Origin of the sequence: Curtobacterium sp. MCBA15_016 (genome assembly GCF_001865105.1) — a bacterium.
GTDB lineage: Bacteria > Actinomycetota > Actinomycetes > Actinomycetales > Microbacteriaceae > Curtobacterium.
Window position 1 is genome coordinate 76,199 of sequence record NZ_MJGR01000016.1, and the last position, 18,969, is coordinate 95,167.

14 protein-coding genes and 1 pseudogene are annotated in these 18,969 nt (G+C 68.8%); 14 read left to right on the forward strand and 1 reads right to left on the reverse strand.

All coding sequences use genetic code 11. From position 1 onward, the window contains the following. Positions 1 to 28: 28 nt before the first annotated feature. Positions 29 to 3,910 carry a DNA-directed RNA polymerase subunit beta' gene (gene rpoC / locus BIV03_RS07270; protein ID WP_070417663.1) on the forward strand — a complete coding sequence of 1,294 codons (3,882 nt, stop codon included), beginning with the start codon at positions 29 to 31 and terminating at the stop codon, positions 3,908 to 3,910. A gap of 70 nt (positions 3,911 to 3,980) precedes the next feature. On the opposite strand, the gene BIV03_RS18715 is transcribed toward rpoC, so the two are convergent. Next, the gene (locus BIV03_RS18715; protein ID WP_071295200.1) at positions 3,981 to 4,376 is read right to left on the reverse strand and encodes a VOC family protein; all 396 of its coding nucleotides are present in this window, start codon (positions 4,374 to 4,376) and stop codon (positions 3,981 to 3,983) included. A 79-nt stretch (positions 4,377 to 4,455) separates the two neighbouring features. On the opposite strand from BIV03_RS18715, the gene BIV03_RS07280 reads away from it, so the two are divergent. From BIV03_RS07280 to BIV03_RS19525, 13 genes and pseudogenes are all read left to right on the forward strand, one after another. Continuing rightward, positions 4,456 to 5,478, forward strand: a complete 1,023-nt coding sequence (locus BIV03_RS07280) for a GNAT family N-acetyltransferase (RefSeq protein ID WP_071295201.1) — start codon at positions 4,456 to 4,458, stop codon at positions 5,476 to 5,478. Between the two features lie 208 nt (positions 5,479 to 5,686). Beyond that, positions 5,687 to 7,357: a GspE/PulE family protein gene (locus BIV03_RS07285; RefSeq protein ID WP_071295202.1), complete on the forward strand. Its 1,671-nt coding sequence runs from the start codon at positions 5,687 to 5,689 to the stop codon at positions 7,355 to 7,357. 16 nt (positions 7,358 to 7,373) lie between these two features. Further along, positions 7,374 to 9,044, forward strand: coding sequence for a PilT/PilU family type 4a pilus ATPase (locus tag BIV03_RS18720; RefSeq protein WP_083403274.1), 1,671 nt, complete (start codon positions 7,374 to 7,376; stop codon positions 9,042 to 9,044). Next, complete coding sequence (locus BIV03_RS07295) at positions 9,044 to 10,267, forward strand: type II secretion system F family protein (protein ID WP_083403275.1); 1,224 nt, start codon at positions 9,044 to 9,046, stop codon at positions 10,265 to 10,267. The genes BIV03_RS18720 and BIV03_RS07295 overlap by 1 nt, the downstream gene beginning before the upstream one ends. A 192-nt stretch (positions 10,268 to 10,459) precedes the next feature. After that, positions 10,460 to 10,882: a prepilin-type N-terminal cleavage/methylation domain-containing protein gene (locus BIV03_RS20295; protein WP_336697333.1), complete on the forward strand. Its 423-nt coding sequence runs from the start codon at positions 10,460 to 10,462 to the stop codon at positions 10,880 to 10,882. 80 nt (positions 10,883 to 10,962) lie between these two features. Then, a complete protein-coding gene (locus BIV03_RS07305) occupies positions 10,963 to 12,426 on the forward strand; it encodes a prepilin-type N-terminal cleavage/methylation domain-containing protein (RefSeq protein WP_139201900.1) in 1,464 nt (487 codons plus the stop codon). Beyond that, a complete protein-coding gene (locus BIV03_RS07310; RefSeq protein WP_071295204.1) occupies positions 12,423 to 13,127 on the forward strand; it encodes a type II secretion system protein J in 705 nt (234 codons plus the stop codon). The genes BIV03_RS07305 and BIV03_RS07310 overlap by 4 nt, the downstream gene beginning before the upstream one ends. A gap of 47 nt (positions 13,128 to 13,174) precedes the next feature. Further along, on the forward strand, positions 13,175 to 15,004 hold the full coding sequence (locus BIV03_RS07315; RefSeq protein ID WP_139201901.1) for a hypothetical protein: 1,830 nt from the start codon (positions 13,175 to 13,177) through the stop codon (positions 15,002 to 15,004). Further along, positions 14,971 to 15,846 carry an A24 family peptidase gene (locus tag BIV03_RS07320; protein WP_254789424.1) on the forward strand — a complete coding sequence of 292 codons (876 nt, stop codon included), beginning with the start codon at positions 14,971 to 14,973 and terminating at the stop codon, positions 15,844 to 15,846. The genes BIV03_RS07315 and BIV03_RS07320 overlap by 34 nt, the downstream gene beginning before the upstream one ends. Before the next feature lie 39 nt (positions 15,847 to 15,885). Continuing rightward, on the forward strand, positions 15,886 to 16,938 hold the full coding sequence (gene pilM / locus BIV03_RS07325; RefSeq protein ID WP_070417672.1) for a type IV pilus assembly protein PilM: 1,053 nt from the start codon (positions 15,886 to 15,888) through the stop codon (positions 16,936 to 16,938). Continuing rightward, the gene (locus BIV03_RS07330; protein WP_083295164.1) at positions 16,935 to 17,672 is read left to right on the forward strand and encodes a hypothetical protein; all 738 of its coding nucleotides are present in this window, start codon (positions 16,935 to 16,937) and stop codon (positions 17,670 to 17,672) included. Before pilM ends, BIV03_RS07330 begins: the two co-directional genes overlap by 4 nt. After that, positions 17,669 to 18,361, forward strand: coding sequence for a type 4a pilus biogenesis protein PilO (gene pilO / locus BIV03_RS07335; RefSeq protein WP_071295206.1), 693 nt, complete (start codon positions 17,669 to 17,671; stop codon positions 18,359 to 18,361). Before BIV03_RS07330 ends, pilO begins: the two co-directional genes overlap by 4 nt. Before the next feature lie 176 nt (positions 18,362 to 18,537). Beyond that, positions 18,538 to 18,969 (forward strand): annotated as a pseudogene (locus BIV03_RS19525) (hypothetical protein); the annotation flags it as partial.

Sequence of the window (18,969 nt, forward strand, 5' to 3'; positions counted from 1 at the left end):
GTAACGAATCCAGCTAGAGAGAAGAACATTGCTCGAAGCAACTTCATTTGACGCACTGCGGATCGGTCTCGCCACGGCCGAGGACATCCGCCAGTGGTCGTACGGCGAGGTCAAGAAGCCGGAGACCATCAACTACCGCACCCTCAAGCCCGAGAAGGACGGTCTGTTCGGCGAGCAGATCTTCGGTCCGTCCCGCGACTGGGAGTGCGCCTGCGGCAAGTACAAGCGTGTCCGGTTCAAGGGCATCGTCTGCGAGCGCTGCGGCGTCGAGGTCACCAAGTCCTCGGTCCGCCGTGAGCGCATGGGCCACATCGAGCTCGCCGCGCCCGTCACGCACATCTGGTACTTCAAGGGCGTCCCGTCGCGCCTCGGTTACCTCCTCGACATGGCGCCGAAGGACCTCGAGAAGGTCATCTACTTCGCGGCGTACATGATCATCGACATCGATGAAGAGGGCCGTCACGCCGACATGCCGGGTCTCGAGAACGAGATGCGCCTCGAGATCAAGAACCTCGAGGGGCAGCGCGACTCGATCATCGCCGACCGCCTCAAGAAGCTCGAGGACGACCTCGCAGCGCTCGAGGAAGAGGGCGCCAAGGCCGACGTCAAGCGCCGCACCAAGGACACCGCCGAGAAGGAGATGTCCCAGGTCCGCAAGTCGTTCGACGAGGACATCACCCGCCTCGAGCGCGTGTGGGAGGACTTCCGCAACCTCAAGGTGGGCGACCTCAAGCCCGAGGACGCCGTCTTCCACGAGCTCCAGGACCGCTTCGGGATCTACTTCGACGCCTACATGGGCGCCGAGGCGATCAAGCTGCGGCTCGAGGCGTTCGACCTGGCCGCCGAGGCCGAGGCGCTGCGCCTGCAGATCGCCGAGGGCAAGGGCCAGAAGAAGATCCGCGCGATCAAGCGTCTGCGCGTCGTCAGCTCCTTCCTCGCCACCGGCAACTCGCCGGCCGCGATGGTGCTCGACGTCGTGCCGGTCATCCCGCCGGAGCTGCGCCCGATGGTGCAGCTCGACGGTGGGCGCTTCGCCACGAGTGACCTCAACGACCTCTACCGTCGTGTGATCAACCGCAACAACCGTCTCCGCCGCCTGCTCGACCTCGGTGCCCCCGAGATCATCGTGAACAACGAGAAGCGCATGCTGCAGGAAGCGGTCGACGCGCTGTTCGACAACGGTCGTCGTGGTCGTCCGGTCACGGGTACCGGCAACCGCGCCCTGAAGTCCCTGAGCGACATGCTCAAGGGCAAGCAGGGTCGTTTCCGCCAGAACCTGCTCGGCAAGCGCGTCGACTACTCGGGCCGTTCGGTCATCATCGTCGGCCCGCAGCTGAAGCTGCACCAGTGCGGTCTGCCCAAGCAGATGGCGCTCGAGCTCTTCAAGCCGTTCGTGATCAAGCGCCTGATCGACCTGTCGCACGCGCAGAACATCAAGTCGGCCAAGCGCATGGTCGAGCGTTCGCGTCCGCAGGTGTGGGACGTGCTCGAGGAGATCATCCGCGAGCGCCCCGTGCTGCTGAACCGTGCGCCGACGCTGCACCGTCTGGGCATCCAGGCGTTCGAGCCGCAGCTCGTCGAGGGCAAGGCCATCCAGCTCCACCCGCTCGTGTGTGCTGCGTTCAACGCGGACTTCGACGGTGACCAGATGGCCGTGCACCTGCCGCTGTCGGTCGAGGCCCAGGCCGAGGCCCGCATCCTGATGCTCGCCTCGAACAACATCCTGAAGCCGTCCGACGGCCGTCCGGTGACCCTGCCCGCACAGGACATGATCATCGGTCTGCACCACCTCACGACCGTCCGCGAGGGCGCCGTGGGTGAAGGTCGTGCGTTCTCCTCCGTCGCCGAGGCCATCCTCGCGAAGGACCAGGGCACGCTGCACCTCAACGCGCTCGTGAAGATCCGCATGGCGGACGTCCACTTCGCCGAGGGTGAAGCACCCGAGGGCTACGAGCAGGGCGACACCGTGCTGCTCGAGACGACCCTGGGCCGTGCGCTCTTCAACGAGACCCTCCCGGCGAACTACCCGTTCGTCCAGAAGGTCACCGACAAGGGCGTGCTCTCCGCGATCGTCAACGACCTCGCCGAGCGCTACTCCAAGACCGAGACGGCCGCCGCGCTGGACCGGATCAAGGACGCGGGCTTCTACTGGGGCACGCGCTCCGGTGTGACCGTGGCGCTCTCCGACGTCGTGACGCCTCCTCGCAAGAAGGAGATCATCGCGGGCTACGAGGTCCAGGCCGCCAAGGTGCAGGGCGAGTTCGACAAGGGTCTGATCACCGACGCCGAGCGTCGCGCCGACCTGATCAAGATCTGGACCGAGGCCACGAACGAGATCGCGCAGGAGATGCGCGACAACTTCCCGGTCGACAACACCATCAACCGCATGGTGTCCTCCGGTGCTCGTGGTAACTGGCTCCAGGTCCGCAACATCGCCGGTATGCGTGGTCTGGTGAACAACCCGAAGGGCGAGATCATCGCCCGCCCGATCATCAACTCGTACCGCGAGGGCCTGACCGTGGCGGAGTACTTCATCGCCACGCACGGTGCTCGCAAGGGTCTTGCCGACACCGCGCTCCGTACCGCGGACTCCGGGTACCTCACCCGTCGTCTCGTGGACGTCTCGCAGGACGTCATCATCCGCGAGGACGACTGCGGCACGACCCGGGGCCTCGAGCTCCCGATCGCGACCGTGGGCGCCGACGGCAAGCTCGTGCGCGACCCGCGCGTCGAGAACACCGTGTACTCCCGCACCCTGGCCACCCCGGCCGTGGACGCGAAGGGCACGGTCGTCGCCGAGGCCGGCGAGGACGTCGGTGACGTCCTCATCGACAAGCTGCTCGCGGCCGGTGTCGAGAGCATCAAGGTGCGCTCGGTCCTGACCTGCGAGTCGAGCGTCGGTGTCTGCGCGAAGTGCTACGGCCGTTCGCTCGCCACGGGCAACCTCGTCGACATCGGCGAGGCGGTCGGCATCATCGCCGCCCAGTCCATCGGTGAGCCCGGTACCCAGCTGACGATGCGTACCTTCCACACGGGTGGTTCGGCCTCGGCCGACGACATCACCCAGGGTCTGCCGCGTGTCACGGAGCTCTTCGAGGCGCGTACCCCCAAGGGCGCGTCCCCGATCGCCGAGGCCCCCGGCCGCGCCACGATCGAGGACACCGACAAGGGTCGTCGCATCATCCTCACGCCGGACAACGGTGACGAGCCGTTCATCTACCCGGTGCTGAAGCGTGCGACGCTCCTCATCGAGGACGGACAGCACGTCGAGCTCGGCGAGCAGTTCATCGCCGGCACCGTCGACCCGAAGGAAGTCCTCCGCGTCAAGGGTGTCCGTGAGGTCCAGAAGCACCTCGTCAACGGTGTGCAGGACGTGTACGGCTCGCAGGGCGTGCCGATCCACGACAAGCACATCGAGGTCATCGTGCGCCAGATGCTCCGCAAGGTCACCGTCGTCGACCACGGCGACACCGACCTGCTCCCGGGCGAGCTCGTGGACCGTTCGCGGTACAACGAGCTCAACCGTGCGGCGCTGCAGGAGGGTCGCAAGACCGCTTCCGCTCGCCAGGAGGTCATGGGCATCACGAAGGCGTCCCTCGCGACCGAGTCGTGGCTGTCCGCCGCGTCCTTCCAGGAGACCACCCGCGTGCTCACGCAGGCGGCCATGGAGGGCAAGCAGGACCACCTCGTCGGCCTCAAGGAGAACGTCATCATCGGTAAGCTCATCCCCGCCGGGACGGGCCTCAGCCGGTACCGCGACGTGGACGTGAACGCGACGGAAGAAGCGAAGGCGGAGCGGTACCCGAACCGCATCTTCGCGGACGACTCGTCGTTCTCGGACGCCGACCTGAGCTTCGTCGACTTCGACAGCTTCTCGTCGGACGACTTCACGCCGGGCACCTACAACTGAGCCTGAGCTCCACCGGAACGGCCCCCGCATCCTCGGATGCGGGGGCCGTTCCCGTTGGTGGCGTGACGGCTCAGACCGCGCGGTCCGCCCCGTTGTCGCGTCCGGAGCCCCGGCCGGTCTCGTCGACGAGGGAGAACAGGCTCAGGACGTTGCCGTCGGGATCGCGGACGTCGAACCAGTCGACGGCTCCGTCGACGCACTCGACCGGGCCGATGTCGATCCCGAGTGCGCCGATGCGTGCGTGCTGGGCGGCGACGTCGTCGACGCCGAAGCGGACGCTCACGGGGTTCTCCTCGGCGTCGGCGTCCTCGTAGAGCTGGATCCAGATGCCGCCGACCTCGTACTCGGCGATGCCCTCGTCGGGCTCGAGGTCCGGTTCGGCACGTTCGAACACGGCGCCGTACCAGAGGCAGGACGCCTCGATGTCGGTGACGGGCAGCCCCACGGTCACGCTCGTGATGTCCATGACTCATCATGTCCCGGAGCAGGGCTGCACGTCGAGCACTTTCCGCCGTCGCGCCCGTGACCGCTGGCAGGCTGGGCGGATGGCAACGCTGCGCGAACGGATCACCGCCCCGGCCCACCTCGAGCTCCCGGTCCCGATCGCCGGGCTGACCTTCCGGTCTGCGACCCGGGACGACCTGGCGGCCGTGCACGCCCTCGCCGTGGCGGCTGCCGCGGTGGACGACCCACACGCTCGTCCCTCCACAGCGAGCCTGGAGCGGACGTTCTCCACCGAAGGGCTCGACCTCGCTCGGGACACCCTCGTCGGCGTCGATGCTGATGGGCATGTGCAGGCGTACGGCATCGTCATCGACGTCCCCTCTCGCGTCACCGCTGCTCGCGTGGTGCTCGAGGGGGCGGTCCATCCCGCGCTGCGCGGCCGGGGGATCGGCCGTCGTGTGCTCGCGTGGCTCATCGGGCGCGCGCGGCAGCGACTCGCCGCGCTCGACCTCGACCTGCCGGCGACGATCGAGGTCGGCGCCGCGCAGGGGACCGGTGCGCTCCGTCTGGCGGCCCACTTCGAGTTTGAGCCGGTCCGCCACTGGGTCGACATGCAGGTCGTGCTCGGCGACCGCGCCGAGATCGTGGTCCCGCCGGTGCCGGACGGGTACGTCGTGCGTGCGACGAGGTCCGACGACATCGAGCCGCTGCGGATCGCGAAGAACGACGCCTTCCGCGACCACTGGGGATCGCAACCGATGGTCGAGTCCGACTGGCGCGGGTTCCTCACCGCGGCGACGGCCCGGCTCGACCTCGGCCGGGTCGTCGTCGACCCCTCGGGCCGGATCGTGGCGTTCGCACTCGTCGAGGTGGATCCGGACGGCTTCGCCGCTCGCGGCCGGTCGTTCGGGTACGTGCACTGGGTCGGTGTCGTGCGGGCGGCACGAGGGACGGGACTCGCGCCGATCGTCCTCGACGCCGCGCTGCAGGGGATGCGTGCCGAGGGGCTGTCCGCCGCGGTCCTGCACGTCGACGCCGAGAACCCGACCGGCGCCGGACGCATCTACGAGCGGCTCGGGTTCGTCCCGGGGCCGGTGCACGTCACCGCGTCGACGACCCTCTGACGGGGGTCGTCGCGGCCCTCGGCGCGCACGCCGTCGGCGGTGTCGATACCCGCGGGTACCCCTGCACTGGGGCCACCGAACACCCCCTCGCCCCCTCGTTGTGGGACTGCGGTGGCCGTTCCGTGCGGACGTAGCGTGGTCGGGCGTCGAACCCCTGCGGCGCTCGTCCCCACGAACCGCGCGCGACCCGAAGGAGGCTCCGCAGCTCATGGCCACGCTGTCCGAGATCCTCATCCTCAACGGAGCCCTGCCGATCGAGCACCTCGACTCGATGACCGGCGACGAGGAGATCGACGACCGTTCGATCCGCTCGCTCGTCGACCAGGGCCTCGTCAGCGAGGCGCAGTACATCACCGCGCGCGCTGCGTCGAACAACTCCAAGACCGTCCCGCTGACGGACTACCCGGTCGACGGCACCGCGGTGTCGATGCTGCCGGCGGCCCTCTGCCGTCGGCACGGCGTGCTCGGCGTCGGGTTCGAGGGCGACGTCCTCGTCCTCGCGATGGTGAACCCGACGAACGTGCTGGCGATCGACGACGCCCGGACCGCTTCCGGACGCCCCGTGAAGCCGCTGCAGGTCGACGAGCGCGACCTCGCCGCAGCACTCGACCGCTACCTGCGTGCCGACGACGAGCTGAACGACCTGACCTCCTCGCTCGAGGAAGAGGCATCGGCGCAGACCCAGCAGCAGGTCGACCTCACCGACGGCGCGCTCGACGACGTCCCGATCGTCCGGTTCGTCAACCTGCTCGTGTCCCAGGCCATCCAGGACCACGCGTCGGACATCCACATCGAGCCCGGCGAGCACGAGGTCCGGGTGCGCTACCGCATCGACGGCGTGCTGCACGAGATGGCCCCGGCGCCGAAGAACATCCAGAACGGCGTCATCAGCCGGCTCAAGATCATGAGCGACATCGACATCGCCGAGCGTCGGAAGCCGCAGGACGGCCGCATGTCGGTGCGCCACGGTGGCCGGCAGATCGACCTCCGCGTCGCGACGCTCCCCACCGTGTGGGGCGAGAAGGTCGTCATGCGGATCCTCGACAACACGAACACGTCGATGTCCCTCAAGGACCTCAACCTGCTCGAGCAGAACTTCCAGGCGTACCAGCGCTCCTACTCGAAGCCGTACGGCATGATCCTCGTCACCGGTCCCACCGGGTCCGGCAAGTCGACGACGCTCTACACGACCCTCAACGCGGTCGCCCGTCCCGAGATCAACGTCATCACCGTCGAGGACCCGGTCGAGTACCGGATGGCCGGCATCAACCAGGTGCAGGTCAACCCGAAGGCCGGACTCACGTTCGCGTCGGCCCTGCGGTCGATCCTCCGGTCCGACCCCGACGTCGTGCTCCTCGGCGAGATCCGCGACCACGAGACCGCGCAGATCGCGATCGAGGCCTCGCTCACCGGCCACCTCGTGCTGTCCACGCTGCACACGAACGACGCCCCGTCGGCGGTGACGCGACTGACGGAGATGGACATCGAGCCGTTCCTCGTCGGGTCTGCACTCGACTCCGTGGTCGCCCAGCGTCTGGCACGACGGCTCTGCGACCGCTGCAAGGCCCCGGCGCAGTACACGCCGGCGCAGCTCGTGGCGCTCGGCTTCGTGGGCACCGAGGACACCGCCGTGCCGGAGTTCTTCGGCCCGGTCGGCTGCGCCGTGTGCTCGAACACCGGGTACCGAGGCCGCATCGCCCTGCACGAGGTCATGACCGTGACGGAGGAGATCGAGCGCCTCGCCGTCTCGCGTGCCTCGAGCGCCGAGATCGGCCGCGTCGCCCAGCAGCAGGGCATGCTCACCCTCCGCCAGGACGGGTGGGAGAAGGTCAAGCTCGGCATGACGAGCATCGACGAGATCCTGCGCGTGGTCGCGTAGGCGTGGGAGTGGAACGATGACCGATTCCGTCTACGACATCTCCGTGCCCGGCGACGAGCCGGTCGCGGGGTGGCACCCGGGCCGTCCCGGCCACGAGGTCGGTGGTCGCCGCGCCGCCCGGCTCGCGGCCGCAGCGGCGCAGCAGCCGACGTCGCCGGCCGTGGAGGCGCAGATCGCCCCCGCCTCGGCCGCGCCGGTCTACGACCTGTCGGGTGACACCGCGTGGCCGGCTCCGGCTGCGCCCGTCCCCGGTGCCGCCGCGCCCTCCGCGTCCGTCCCGAGCGGGTCCTGGCCGGCGCCGTCCGGCGACCCCGTCGCCGTGCCGGTCGCGCAGCCGCACGCCCGCCCCGCGACGCCGTCCGCAGCCGTCCCGCCGTCGACCGCGTCCTACGGCTACGCCGACGCGGTGACCCAGCACCTGCCGGTCGTGCCTGCGGAACCGACCACGATCCTCCCGACCGTCGCCCACGTCGCGGCCACCCACGTGCCCGCGCCCGCCGGCCACGACGAGATCAACTTCACCCGCCACGCGCGTGAGGTCGCCGACCCCGACCTCATCACCGCGCTCGCCCAGGTCGTCTACCAGGGTGCGTCGGACCTCCACCTCACCGCGGACGCGGCCCCGACCGTGCGCGTCGACGGATCCCTGCGGCCGGCGGTCCCCGGTGGGCCGTGGGCGCGGAACAAGGTGATCGCCGCCCTCAAGACCCTGCTCTCGGTGGAGCAGGCCGGGCAGTTCGACCACGAGCAGGAACTCGACTTCGCGTACTCGCTGTCGCCCGAGTACCGCTTCCGCGTGAACTACTACCAGCAGCGCGGGAACTGGGGCGCGGCCTTCCGCATCATCCCGACCAAGATCAAGACCCTCAAGCAGCTCGGCATCCCCGAGCACGTGGGGGAGTTCGCCAAGCTGCCGCGCGGACTCGTGCTCGTGACCGGGCCGACCGGTTCCGGCAAGTCGACCACGCTCGCCGCGCTCATCGACCTCGTCAACGAGACCCGGGCCGACCACATCGTCACGGTCGAGGACCCGATCGAGTTCATGCACGACCACAAGAAGGCGATCATCAACCAGCGCGAGGTCGGGGCCGACACGCACTCGTTCGCCGCCGCCCTGAAGCACGTGCTGCGCCAGGACCCGGACGTCATCCTGATCGGCGAGCTCCGCGACCTCGAGACGATCTCCGTAGCCCTCACCGCGGCCGAGACCGGCCACCTCGTGTTCGCCACCCTGCACACCCAGAGCGCTCCCGGCACGATCGACCGCGTCATCGACGTCTTCCCGCCGCACCAGCAGGGGCAGATCCGGACGCAGCTCGCCTCGACGCTCGAGGGGGTCGTCTGCCAGACGCTCGTGCCGAAGGCCAACGGTGCCGGCCGGGTCGTCGCCACCGAGATCATGAGGACCACCCCGGCCATCGGGAACCTCGTGCGCGAGGGCAAGACGTACCAGATCACCTCTGCCATGCAGGCCGGGCGTGACATGGGGATGCACACGATGGACCAGGACCTCGCCGAGCTCGTCAACGTCGGCACCGTCACACGGGCTGCCGCGATGGAGAAGGTGCACGACCACGAGGGCTTCGACCGCCTCGTGCAGCGCGTCGAGTCCCCGTCCGACTCCTCGGCCGCCGCGATCGCCGCGTCCGAGATCGACTTCGGCGACAAGTACTCAGGAGGCCACTGATGTCGCTCGCCTACGACTACCGGGGGCGCGACGGCGCCGGGAAGCTCGTCAAGGGACGGCTCGACGCGTCCTCCGAAGGAGCGGTCGTCCAGCGTCTGCGGGGCATGGGCGTCTCGCCGATCGCCATCACCGAGGCGAAGCCCGGCACCGGGTTGCAGACCGAGATCAAGATCCCGGGGTTCGAGAAGGGTGTGGGGCTCAAGGACCTGGCGATCATGTCGCGTCAGGCGTCGACCATGCTGACGTCGGGGCTCTCCCTGCTGCGCGCGCTGTCGATCCTCGCCGACCAGACGGAGAACAAGAAGCTCAAGGTGATCCTCGGCAAGGTCCGGGACGACGTCGAGCGCGGTGTCTCCTTCTCCGACGCCGTGGCGAAGTACCCGGTCGACTTCCCCCCGATCATGATCAACATGATCCGGGCGGGTGAGACCGGCGGCTTCCTCGACCAGGCGATGGACTCCATCGCGACGAACTTCGAGAAGGAGCACAAGCTCCGGTCGACCATCAAATCGGCGATGACCTACCCGGTCGTCGTGCTGGTGATGTCGCTGCTCGCGGTCGTCATCATGCTCATCTTCATCGTGCCGATCTTCCAGGACATGTTCTCGAGCCTCGGCGGGCAGCTGCCGGTGCCGACGCAGATCCTCGTGACGATGTCCCACGCGATGCGGTGGCTCGGACCCGTGCTGGCCGTCGCGGTCGTCGTCGGGTGGCTCTGGTTCCGCGCCAACAAGAACACCGATCGTTTCCGCGCCGTCCGTGACCCGCTGATGATGCGTCTGCCGGTGTTCGGCCCGCTGACGAAGAAGATCGTCATTGCGCGGTTCGCACGCAATTTCTCGAACATGATCGGGGCCGGCGTCCCGATTCTGCAGGCATTGCAGATCGTCGGTGAAGTCTCGAACAACTTCGTCGTGCAGAAAGCACTCGAACGGGTTGCGGAAAGCGTTCGGAAAGGCGAGTCGATATCCGCGCCGCTCGCAAATGAGAAAGTATTCCCGAGCATGGTCTCGCAGATGATGGCGGTCGGTGAGGACGCGGGTTCGCTCGAGGTCATGCTCGAGAAGATCGCGATCTTCTACGACGCCGAGGTCGAGGCGACCACAGAGTCCCTGACCGCCCTCATCGAGCCGTTGCTCATCGCGTTCCTGGGCGTGGTGGTCGGCGGGATGATCGTGGCGCTGTACCTGCCGATCTTCCAGATCACGTCCCTCATCAAGTAGGAGCGACTTTCCGCTACCCCTCGTGCGGGGGAGGAATTACCCCCACTGCCCCCGGGAGTGGGGGTATTTCGCTCCCCACTTGCCCCCCGTTCTCGGGATTCCGCCCGGAATTGGCCCTGAATACTCTTGTCAGCGGCGGCGAGCACGCCCCGAACAATCTTCCCATCGCATTCCCGAAAGAATGGAAACACCATGTACTTCGCTCTCATGGGCAAGCTCGAGGCTCGCCGCAAGGGACTCCTCGAAGAGGACGAGAAGGGCTTCACGCTCATCGAGCTCCTCGTCGTCGTGATCATCATCGGCATCCTCGCCGCGATCGCTATCCCGGTGTACCTCAACGTGCAGAACAACGCGAAGGACGCCTCGGTGAAGTCGGACCTCGCCAACGCGAAGACCGCGGTGATCGCGTACCAGACCGACAAGAACGGCGCCCTGCCGGCCGCGACCGACGTGAACACGACGACCCTCGGCCAGTACGGCTACACGGAGAGCACGGACAACAAGCTGACGTTCAAGTCCACCGGGACCACCACGTTCTGCATCAGCGGCGTCGGCGCGACGAAGACGTCCTACAAGATCACGGACAGCACGTCGGCCGTCGCCGGTACCTGCTGATCCAACTGATCGCCTGAAGGGCGGTCCGTCGAAGGACGGACCGCCCTTTCGCTCACCCGAACACCGACCAGGAGGTGACCATGATCCGACGACTGCGGGACGTCCTCAGCCCGCGCGACGAGCGCGACGGCGAGGCCGGCTTCTCGATCATCGAGGTCATGGTCGCGATGATGGTGTTCGCGGTGATGTCGGTGGGCATCGCCTACGGCATCGCGAACACCCTGCAGCTCACCCAGACGACCCGCGGCCGTGAGACCGCGGTGGCGCTGGCCTCGCAGGACATCGACACGCTCCGGCAGACCGCCGCGGCGTCGACCGCCGGGATCTTCAAGGTCGTCGGCAAGGCGGGCGCCGACAACCGGAAGACGGTCGGCAACGTCGAGTACCGGATCGACCGTGCGGTGTCCTGGGTGCAGAGCGACGGTGCGACCGGAGCCTGCGGGACATCGACCGGCAAGCTGGCCTACAAGAGCGTCGTCGAGACCGTGAGCTGGCCGAACCCGCGCGGCGGCGGCACGAGCTCGACCTCGGTCACCTCGGCGATCGCCCCGAGCGACGCCGTGACCGACCCCGGCTACGGCACACTCATCGTCTCGGTGGCGACCGCGTCCGGTGCCCCGTACGCGGGCGTCGGCATCACCGTCACGCCGGTCTCCGGCGGCGGTGGCTCCGCGCTCACCACGGCGGTCCAGCCGACCGACGCACAGGGCTGCTCCTACGCGGTCAACGTGGCGCCCGGCGACTACACGGTCACCGCGAACACCACCGGTGGCATCGACACGAACCAGGCGCAGCCGTCCTCCCAGTCGCCGATCACCGTCTCCGCCGGCGCGAGCTCACCGGTCCCGTTCGTGTACGACCGCGCGAGCCAGCTGACGCTGCAGTACGCGAAGGGCTACAACGCGACGCTCCCCACGAACATGGTGACGGTGCTCTCCTCGACGGTCGGCGGCCTCGACACGGTCAAGCCGTGGGACGTCACCAGCACCTCGCTCGCCGTCACGTCCGCCTCGACGCCGAGCCTGCCGGTGTTCCCGTTCACCTCGGGCTACACCGTCTACGCGGGTCCGTACTCGAACAGTTCGGCGTCGTCCTCGAGCTGTCTCAGCCCGAACCCGTCGGCATGGTCGACACCGAATCCCTCTGGGGCAGTCGGCTCGGCACCGGGGACGATCGAGACGTCACCGGGGGTGCCGTCCTCGGCGTCCGTGATGATGGGCGTCGCAACGGTGAAGGGGGTCAAGAGCCGCTACGTGACCGCGGTGTCGTCCTCGAACCCCGCTGCCGGTGACCCGGGGTGCTCCGCCGGCATGACGATGAAGTTCCCGCTCTCGTCAGCGGACACGGCGACGATCGCCCTGCCCTTCGGGACCTGGACCCTCTACTCGGGGACGTCCTTCGGCGCGACGACCAAGAACGAGATCGCCTCGAACGCCTCCAACGTGAACGCGGTCACGAGCGGCCGCGTGAACCAGAAGAGCGCGCTCGTGGTCATCAGCTACGACAACACGCTCACGCTCGACCCCCGAGGGCAGACGTCGTGACCGGGGCCCTCCGTCGGATGCACGCCGATCAGTCGGGCGTCACGCTCTCCGAGCTGCTGGTCGCGGTGAGCGTGGCGATGGTCATCCTCGTCGCCGTCGGCGGCTTCTTCACCGCCACGCTCCGGGCCGGTTCGACGAACACCACGTCCGACCAGAACGCACGGTCGGCGTCGATCGTCATGAACTCGCTGACCCGGTACGTCCACGCGGCGAGCCTGTTGCCCAAGGCGGACGGCAGCTACGCCGCGGCGCTGACGGAAGCCGCGCCGACACGGACGACCTTCTACGCCTACATCAACCTGGACGGCAACAGCACCGACAAGCCCGTCCAGATCCGGTACTCCGTCAACGCTGCCAAGCGGATCGTCCTGGACCAGTGGGACGGCACCGCCAACAACGGCTTCTGGACGTTCCCCGCCACCTCGCAGACGCCGACGCGCAGCGTCGTCGTGGGTGGACCCGTCGCGTCCCCCACGGTCGACGGCGACCCGCTGTTCGAGTACCTCGGGGCTAACGGCACCACCGTCCCGACGCAGTCGGACGGCACGCTCGCCGCGACGCAGCTCGGGAACGTCCGTGCCGTGCGCGTGAACCTCGAGCTCGGCTCGTCGACGGCCGGCCTGTCCGGGAACACCCACATCCAGAACACCCTGTACCTCTTCAACGTGGTCTACGGGACGAACACCGGAGGGACCCCGTGAGGCGGATCCACGCACTCCTGGACCGGGCCCAGCGCGACGAGCGGGGCATGATCCTCGCCAACGTGCTCATCTTCGGCACCGTCATGATGCTGCTCGTCGCGACCATGATCGCCGTGTCGACGTCCGGCGCCGTGAAGTCGGCGACCGACCGCAACTTCCAGAACGCGATCGCCGCCGCGTACGCGGGGCTCGCCGACTACCAGTCGAAGCTCTCGAACGACAACGGGTACGCCCTCTACGGCAACGCCGACGCGCAGTTCAGCAAGGACAGCGGGTCGACCTTCAGCGGACAGAACGGCAACGACGCCTTCTCGAAGTGGGCAGCGGTCGTCGGGTCGACGGACCAGTGGTACCGGTACGAGGTCGACAACTCGAACTACTCGTCGAAGGGCGTCCTGAAGGTCCGCGTGACCGGCAAGTCGGGCGGCAGCGTGCGGTCCCTGGTCGCCAACCTCAAGGGCGACGGCTTCATCAACTACCTCTACTTCACGAACTACGAATCGTCGAACCCGGCGATCTCGGGCAGCTCCTGCACCACCATGTACCAGTGGCAGAGCGGGACGAAGTGCCAGGCGGTGCAGTTCGCCGGGACCGACGTCCTGAACGGTCCCATCCGGACGAACGACGTGTTCACCGCGGCCTGCTCGACGGTGTTCAACGGCACCGTCGAGCAGCACGACACGAGCGTCCGCCCGTCCAGCGGGACGTGCAGCGGCGTGTTCAACGGCGGCGCCGCGACCGCGGTGCCCTACCTCGGGCTCCCCGCGTTGAACTCGAACATGTCGCAGGAGACCCGCACGGACACCCCGACCACGGTCCCTCGTCCCGGATGCCTCTACACAGGGCCGACGCGGGTGTCGTTCCTCGGCAACGGCAAGATGACCGTCTGGTCGCCGTGGTCCAAGGCGACGCAGATCCAGGTGGTCGCGTCGACCGGTGAGGTCAAGGCGGGAGCCGACCTCGCGAAGTCCGCCGCACTGTGCGGGACCATCTCGGACCTGCAGAGCGCTGCCGGTGCCACCATCACGACCCTCCCGGCGAACCTCATGTACGTCCAGGACGTGCCGACCGCCTCGAACAACGCCAACTCCTGGGCGGCGAACACGTTCCCCTCGAAGTACACGAACACGTACTGCACGACGACGGTCACCGTGCGATCGAACGGGACCACAACGACCACGACGAACCAGCCCTTCAGCAACGGGCAGGGCTTCCCGGCCGCCGGCGAGTGGATCAACGGCGGCACGTCGGGTTCGTACGCGCAGACCGGGTCGGCGTCGGACACGTACAGCTGCTCGGCGGGGGACGTGTTCGTCAGCGGCGCGTTCGCCGGTGCCATGACCATCGCGTCGTCCGGCACCATCTGGGTGACGGACGACATCACCTACGTCAGCGCGACGAACGACATCCTCGGACTGGTCGGGCAGAACGCCGTCGAGGTCTACAACCCCGCACGCTGCACCTCCTACCCGACCGTCTACCAGTGGGGCGTCGGCAACGTCACCGACACCACACGCTGCAACCAGAGCGGCGTCCGACTCCTCAACCGCTCCGGCGGAGAGTCCCTGACGATCAGTGCGGCGATCGCGAGCAACGCGGGGACGTTCTGGAACCAGAACTACGACATCGGGTCGAAGCTGGGTGTGCTCAAGGTCATCGGCTCCATCGCGCAGAACTGGCGTGGACCCGTCGCGACGACGGGCAGCACGGGGTTCTCGAAGAACTACGTCTACGACCAGCGCCTGCTGACCACCGCGCCGCCGAAGTTCCTCCAACCCGTGTCGACCTCCTACGGCGTGACCACGCAGGTGGAGGTGCAGGCGGCGTTCAAGGCAGACGGCTCGTGCGCGACGACCAGCACGGGGGCGTGCAGGTGATCGGCGTGGGCGAGGTCCTGCCGATCGTCGTCGTCCTCGCCGGCGTGCTCGGCCTGCTCGTCGGCTCCTTCCTGAACGTCGTCGTCCACCGCGTCCCCGCCGGCCTCTCGGTGGTGTCGCCGCCGAGCTCCTGCCCCGGGTGCGGACACGCCATCCGGCGTCGGGACAACGTGCCGGTGCTCTCCTGGGTGCTCCTGCGCGGACGGTGCCGGGACTGCGCGGAGCCGATCTCGCCTCGGTACCCGATCGTCGAGCTGTCGACCGCACTGCTGTTCGTCGCGGTCGCGGCCGTCGCGGTCTCCGGACCCGTGGTGATCGGACCCGTCCGTGTCCCTGCAGCCCAGGCGGTCCTCCTCGCGGCTCTGCTCTACCTCATGGCGGTCTCCGTCGCCCTCGCGCTGATCGACCTCGAGACGCACACCCTGCCGAACGCGATCGTCTACCCGTCCGCCGTGGTCCTCGCCGTCCTCCTGGTCGTCGTCTCGGTGCTGAGCGGAGACCTCGCGGCCCTCGGCCGGGCGGGGATCGGGGCGGTGGTCCTGGGCGGCGCCTACCTCGCGCTGGCCGTCGCGGTTCCGGGCGGGATGGGGCTCGGCGACGTGAAACTCGCCGTCGTCCTCGGGCTCGTCCTCGCGTACCTCGGATGGGGACCCCTCGCAGTGGGTGCTTTCGGCGCCTTCGTGGTCGGAGGTACCGTCGCGATCGCGCTGGTCACCACACGACGTGCGCGATGGCGCGGTGGCGTGCCGTTCGGGCCGTCGATGCTGATCGGCGCGTGGATCGGCATCGTCTTCGGACACGCTCTCTGGACCGCCTACCTCGGGGTCCTCGGACTCGCCTGACGCATCCTCCACCGACCACTCCTCGACGAAAGCAGCAACATGGGCAAGAGCATCGTGGGCATCGACATCGCGGGATCCTCGATCCGCGCGGTCGAGGTCGCGAACGCCGACCGCGCACGCCCGACCGTCCTGCGGTTCGCCGAGGTCCCGACCCCACCGGACGCCGTCAGCCGTGGCGAGGTGCTCGAGCCCAACACGGTCGCGTCGGCACTGCGTTCCCTGTGGTCCATCGGCCGGTTCCGCTCGAAGGACGTCGTGCTCGGCATGGGCAACCAACGCGTGCTCTCCCGCGACCTGACCGTCCCGGCCGCACCGTTGGCGCAGATCCGCGAGAGCCTGCCGTTCCAGGTGCAGGACATGCTCCCCGTTCCCGTCGGCGACGCGATCCTCGACTTCTACCCGACCGCCGAGGCGATGAGCGACAACGGTCCCGTCGTGCACGGCCTGCTCGTCGCGGCGATCAAGGACGCGGTGCTCGCGAACGTCAAGGCCGCGCAGCTCGCTGGCCTCAACCCGGTCGGCGTCGACCTCATCCCCTTCGCCCTGACCCGCGTCCTCGTGGGCCGGCCGGGGCTGCACGGCACCACGGCGCTGGTCCAGCTCGGCGCCGACACGACGACCGTCGTCCTCGTGAGCGACGGCGTCCCCCAGTTCGTCCGCATCATCCCAACGGGCGGGAACGACGTCACCAAGACGCTCGCGGCAGCGCTCGACATCGAGTTCGGACAAGCCGAGGTCGTGAAGCGGCACCTCGGCATCGGTACGGGCGCTCGCACGCCGGACGACGCGCGCGCCGTCTCCGTCATCGCCGACGCCGTGACGGAGCTCATCGCGAGCCTGCGGAACACGATCAGCTACTTCGTCAACACGCGCCCGGGCGACCACGTCGAGCGCATCGTCCTCGTGGGCGGTGGCGCTCGCCTCGTCGGCCTGCCGGAGGCGCTCGCCGCGCACACCCACCTCCCGGTGCAGCGCGGCTCGGCATTCGCGGGGGTCGACCTCGCGCGGTCGATCCCGGTGCAGGACGTGACGGACCACGAGGACGCGATCGCCGTCGCCTACGGGCTGGCAGTGGGGAGTCGAGCAGCATGACCGCCACCGACGTCCGGGCCGCAGCGCCCGAGGACACCACCGGACCCGGACGGGGTCGCGCTCCGCGCGGCCCGCGCACGACGGCGTCCACCTCGATCGCGGGGCGTGAGCCGCGGGTCGACCTCCTCCCGCCCGAGGTCCACACGGAGCGCCGCGAACGGGCCATCGCGCGGCGGGCCTGGCTCGGCGTGATCGTCGCCGCCGCGGTCGCGGCCCTGGGCTCCGGCGGCGCGTACGTACACCAGCTCGACACGGCGCAGTCGTACCTGTCCGCGCAGAACGAGACCACCTCGCTCCTGCAGCAGCAGCAGCGCTACTCGGAGGTCCGTTCGGCCGAGAACGACACGGCCCTGCTCGAAGCCGCCCAGTCCGTCGGTGGCTCCACCGAGATCGACTGGAGTTCGACACTCGCGCAGCTGAAGTCGGTGCTCCCCGCCGGCGTCTCCATCACCGCGATGACGATCGACTCGGCGGACTCCACGGAGTCCTTCGCGCAGTCGACCGTCCCGTTGCAGGGGTCACGCGCGGCGACGATGCAGCTGACGATCCAGAGCCCGAGCATCCCCTCGGTCCCGGACTGGACCGCACGCCTCTCGCAGCTCCGTGGCTACGTCGACTCGACGATCACCTCGGTCGCGCTCGAGGAGGACACGGGGCAGTACTCGGCGACCATCCAGGCGCACCTCGGCGCGAAGGCGTTCGACGGCAAGTACACGAAGGACGGATCGAAGTGAACAAGAACCGTCTCTCCCTCATCATCGCGTTGGCCGCGACGCTGGCCGTCCTCGCGGGCGGGTGGTTCCTCGGCGCACAGCCGCAGCTCGCACAGGCGTCCGACAACAGCGCCCAGCAGGCTGACATCGACGCGACGAACGCCCGGAACCGCGCCGAACTCCACCGACTCGAGGAGGCGTACACGTCGCTCGACGCGACGAAGGCCGAGCTGGCTGCCCTGCGGGCCTCGGTCCCGTCCTCGACCGACACCGCCTCGCTGCTGAACCAGCTGAACGGCGCCGGCGCAGCCAGCGGCGTCACGGTCACGTCGATCACCATCGGCGACCCCAAGGCGTACGCACCAGTGGCCGCGGCGGAACCGGCCCCGTCCGCGAGTGCGTCCCCGTCGTCGACGGCGTCCGCGTCGGCAGCGCCGACAGCCGCAGCGACGCCCGAGGCGCCGGCCCCGCACAGCGACGCCCAGATCACGAGCGCGAACTTCGTGGTCGTGCCCGTGACGGCGGCCGTCAAGGGGTCGTACGACCAGGCGCTCGCCTTCACGAAGAACGTGCAGAACGGTCAGCGGCTGTTCCTCGTGAACGGGGTCGCGGCGACGAGTTCCGACTCGGGAGGCGACCCGATGGCCGACCAGTCGTGGTCGCTCTCCGGGTACGTCTACGTGCTCGCAGACCCCGCCACGAACGGCTGATCCGACCCCCACCAACTGGGGTCCGACGCGCCACGCCGCACCCTCTTCCGCACGGCCTCCCGCTGTGCTTACGATGCTCCTGAGCCCGCGTTCGCGGCTGCTCGTCCCTCTCTCGAACGGTCGCTCGAAACGGCCGTTCCTCGTCGTGCCCGGAGTCGCGCGTGTTGGCTGGAATCGTGGAGTTCCTCGGTTGGTTCGGAGCGGTAACCGTCCTTGCTGGTTACCTGCTCTTCTCGATGGGCAAGCTCCCGAACGGCCCGGTGTACCAGCTGTTCAACCTCGTGGGCGGGCTCGCCGTGGCGATCAACGTCGCGGCGCACCACGCCGTCCCGTCGACGATCGTGAACGGCATCTGGGCGATCGTCGCGGTCGTCGTGCTCGTCAAGATGGCGAAGGCCCGTCGTGCGGCGAAGCGGGGTGCCCCGTCGACCGAGACGCCGGTGCTCCACGCCGAGCCGCCGGCGACCACGGCGGTCCTGCCGATCGTCGGACCCGCGCTGCGCGACCACGGGGCGGCGGCGACGCTCGCCGTGGCACCCGCGCCGCGCCTCCAGGGCCCGGACGCCGACGGCGACGCGACCAGCACGCCCGACGCGACGCACGCGACC

Coding starts and splice junctions, on each gene's coding strand:
- BIV03_RS18715 (WP_071295200.1), bottom strand. CDS start 4,376: ATGGACATCACGAGCGTGACCGTGGGGCTGCCCGTCACCGACATCGAG.
- BIV03_RS07280 (WP_071295201.1), top strand. CDS start 4,456: ATGGCAACGCTGCGCGAACGGATCACCGCCCCGGCCCACCTCGAGCTC.
- BIV03_RS07285 (WP_071295202.1), top strand. CDS start 5,687: ATGGCCACGCTGTCCGAGATCCTCATCCTCAACGGAGCCCTGCCGATC.
- BIV03_RS18720 (WP_083403274.1), top strand. CDS start 7,374: ATGACCGATTCCGTCTACGACATCTCCGTGCCCGGCGACGAGCCGGTC.
- BIV03_RS07295 (WP_083403275.1), top strand. CDS start 9,044: ATGTCGCTCGCCTACGACTACCGGGGGCGCGACGGCGCCGGGAAGCTC.
- BIV03_RS20295 (WP_336697333.1), top strand. CDS start 10,460: ATGTACTTCGCTCTCATGGGCAAGCTCGAGGCTCGCCGCAAGGGACTC.
- BIV03_RS07305 (WP_139201900.1), top strand. CDS start 10,963: ATGATCCGACGACTGCGGGACGTCCTCAGCCCGCGCGACGAGCGCGAC.
- BIV03_RS07315 (WP_139201901.1), top strand. CDS start 13,175: ATGATCCTCGCCAACGTGCTCATCTTCGGCACCGTCATGATGCTGCTC.
- pilM (WP_070417672.1), top strand. CDS start 15,886: ATGGGCAAGAGCATCGTGGGCATCGACATCGCGGGATCCTCGATCCGC.
- BIV03_RS07330 (WP_083295164.1), top strand. CDS start 16,935: ATGACCGCCACCGACGTCCGGGCCGCAGCGCCCGAGGACACCACCGGA.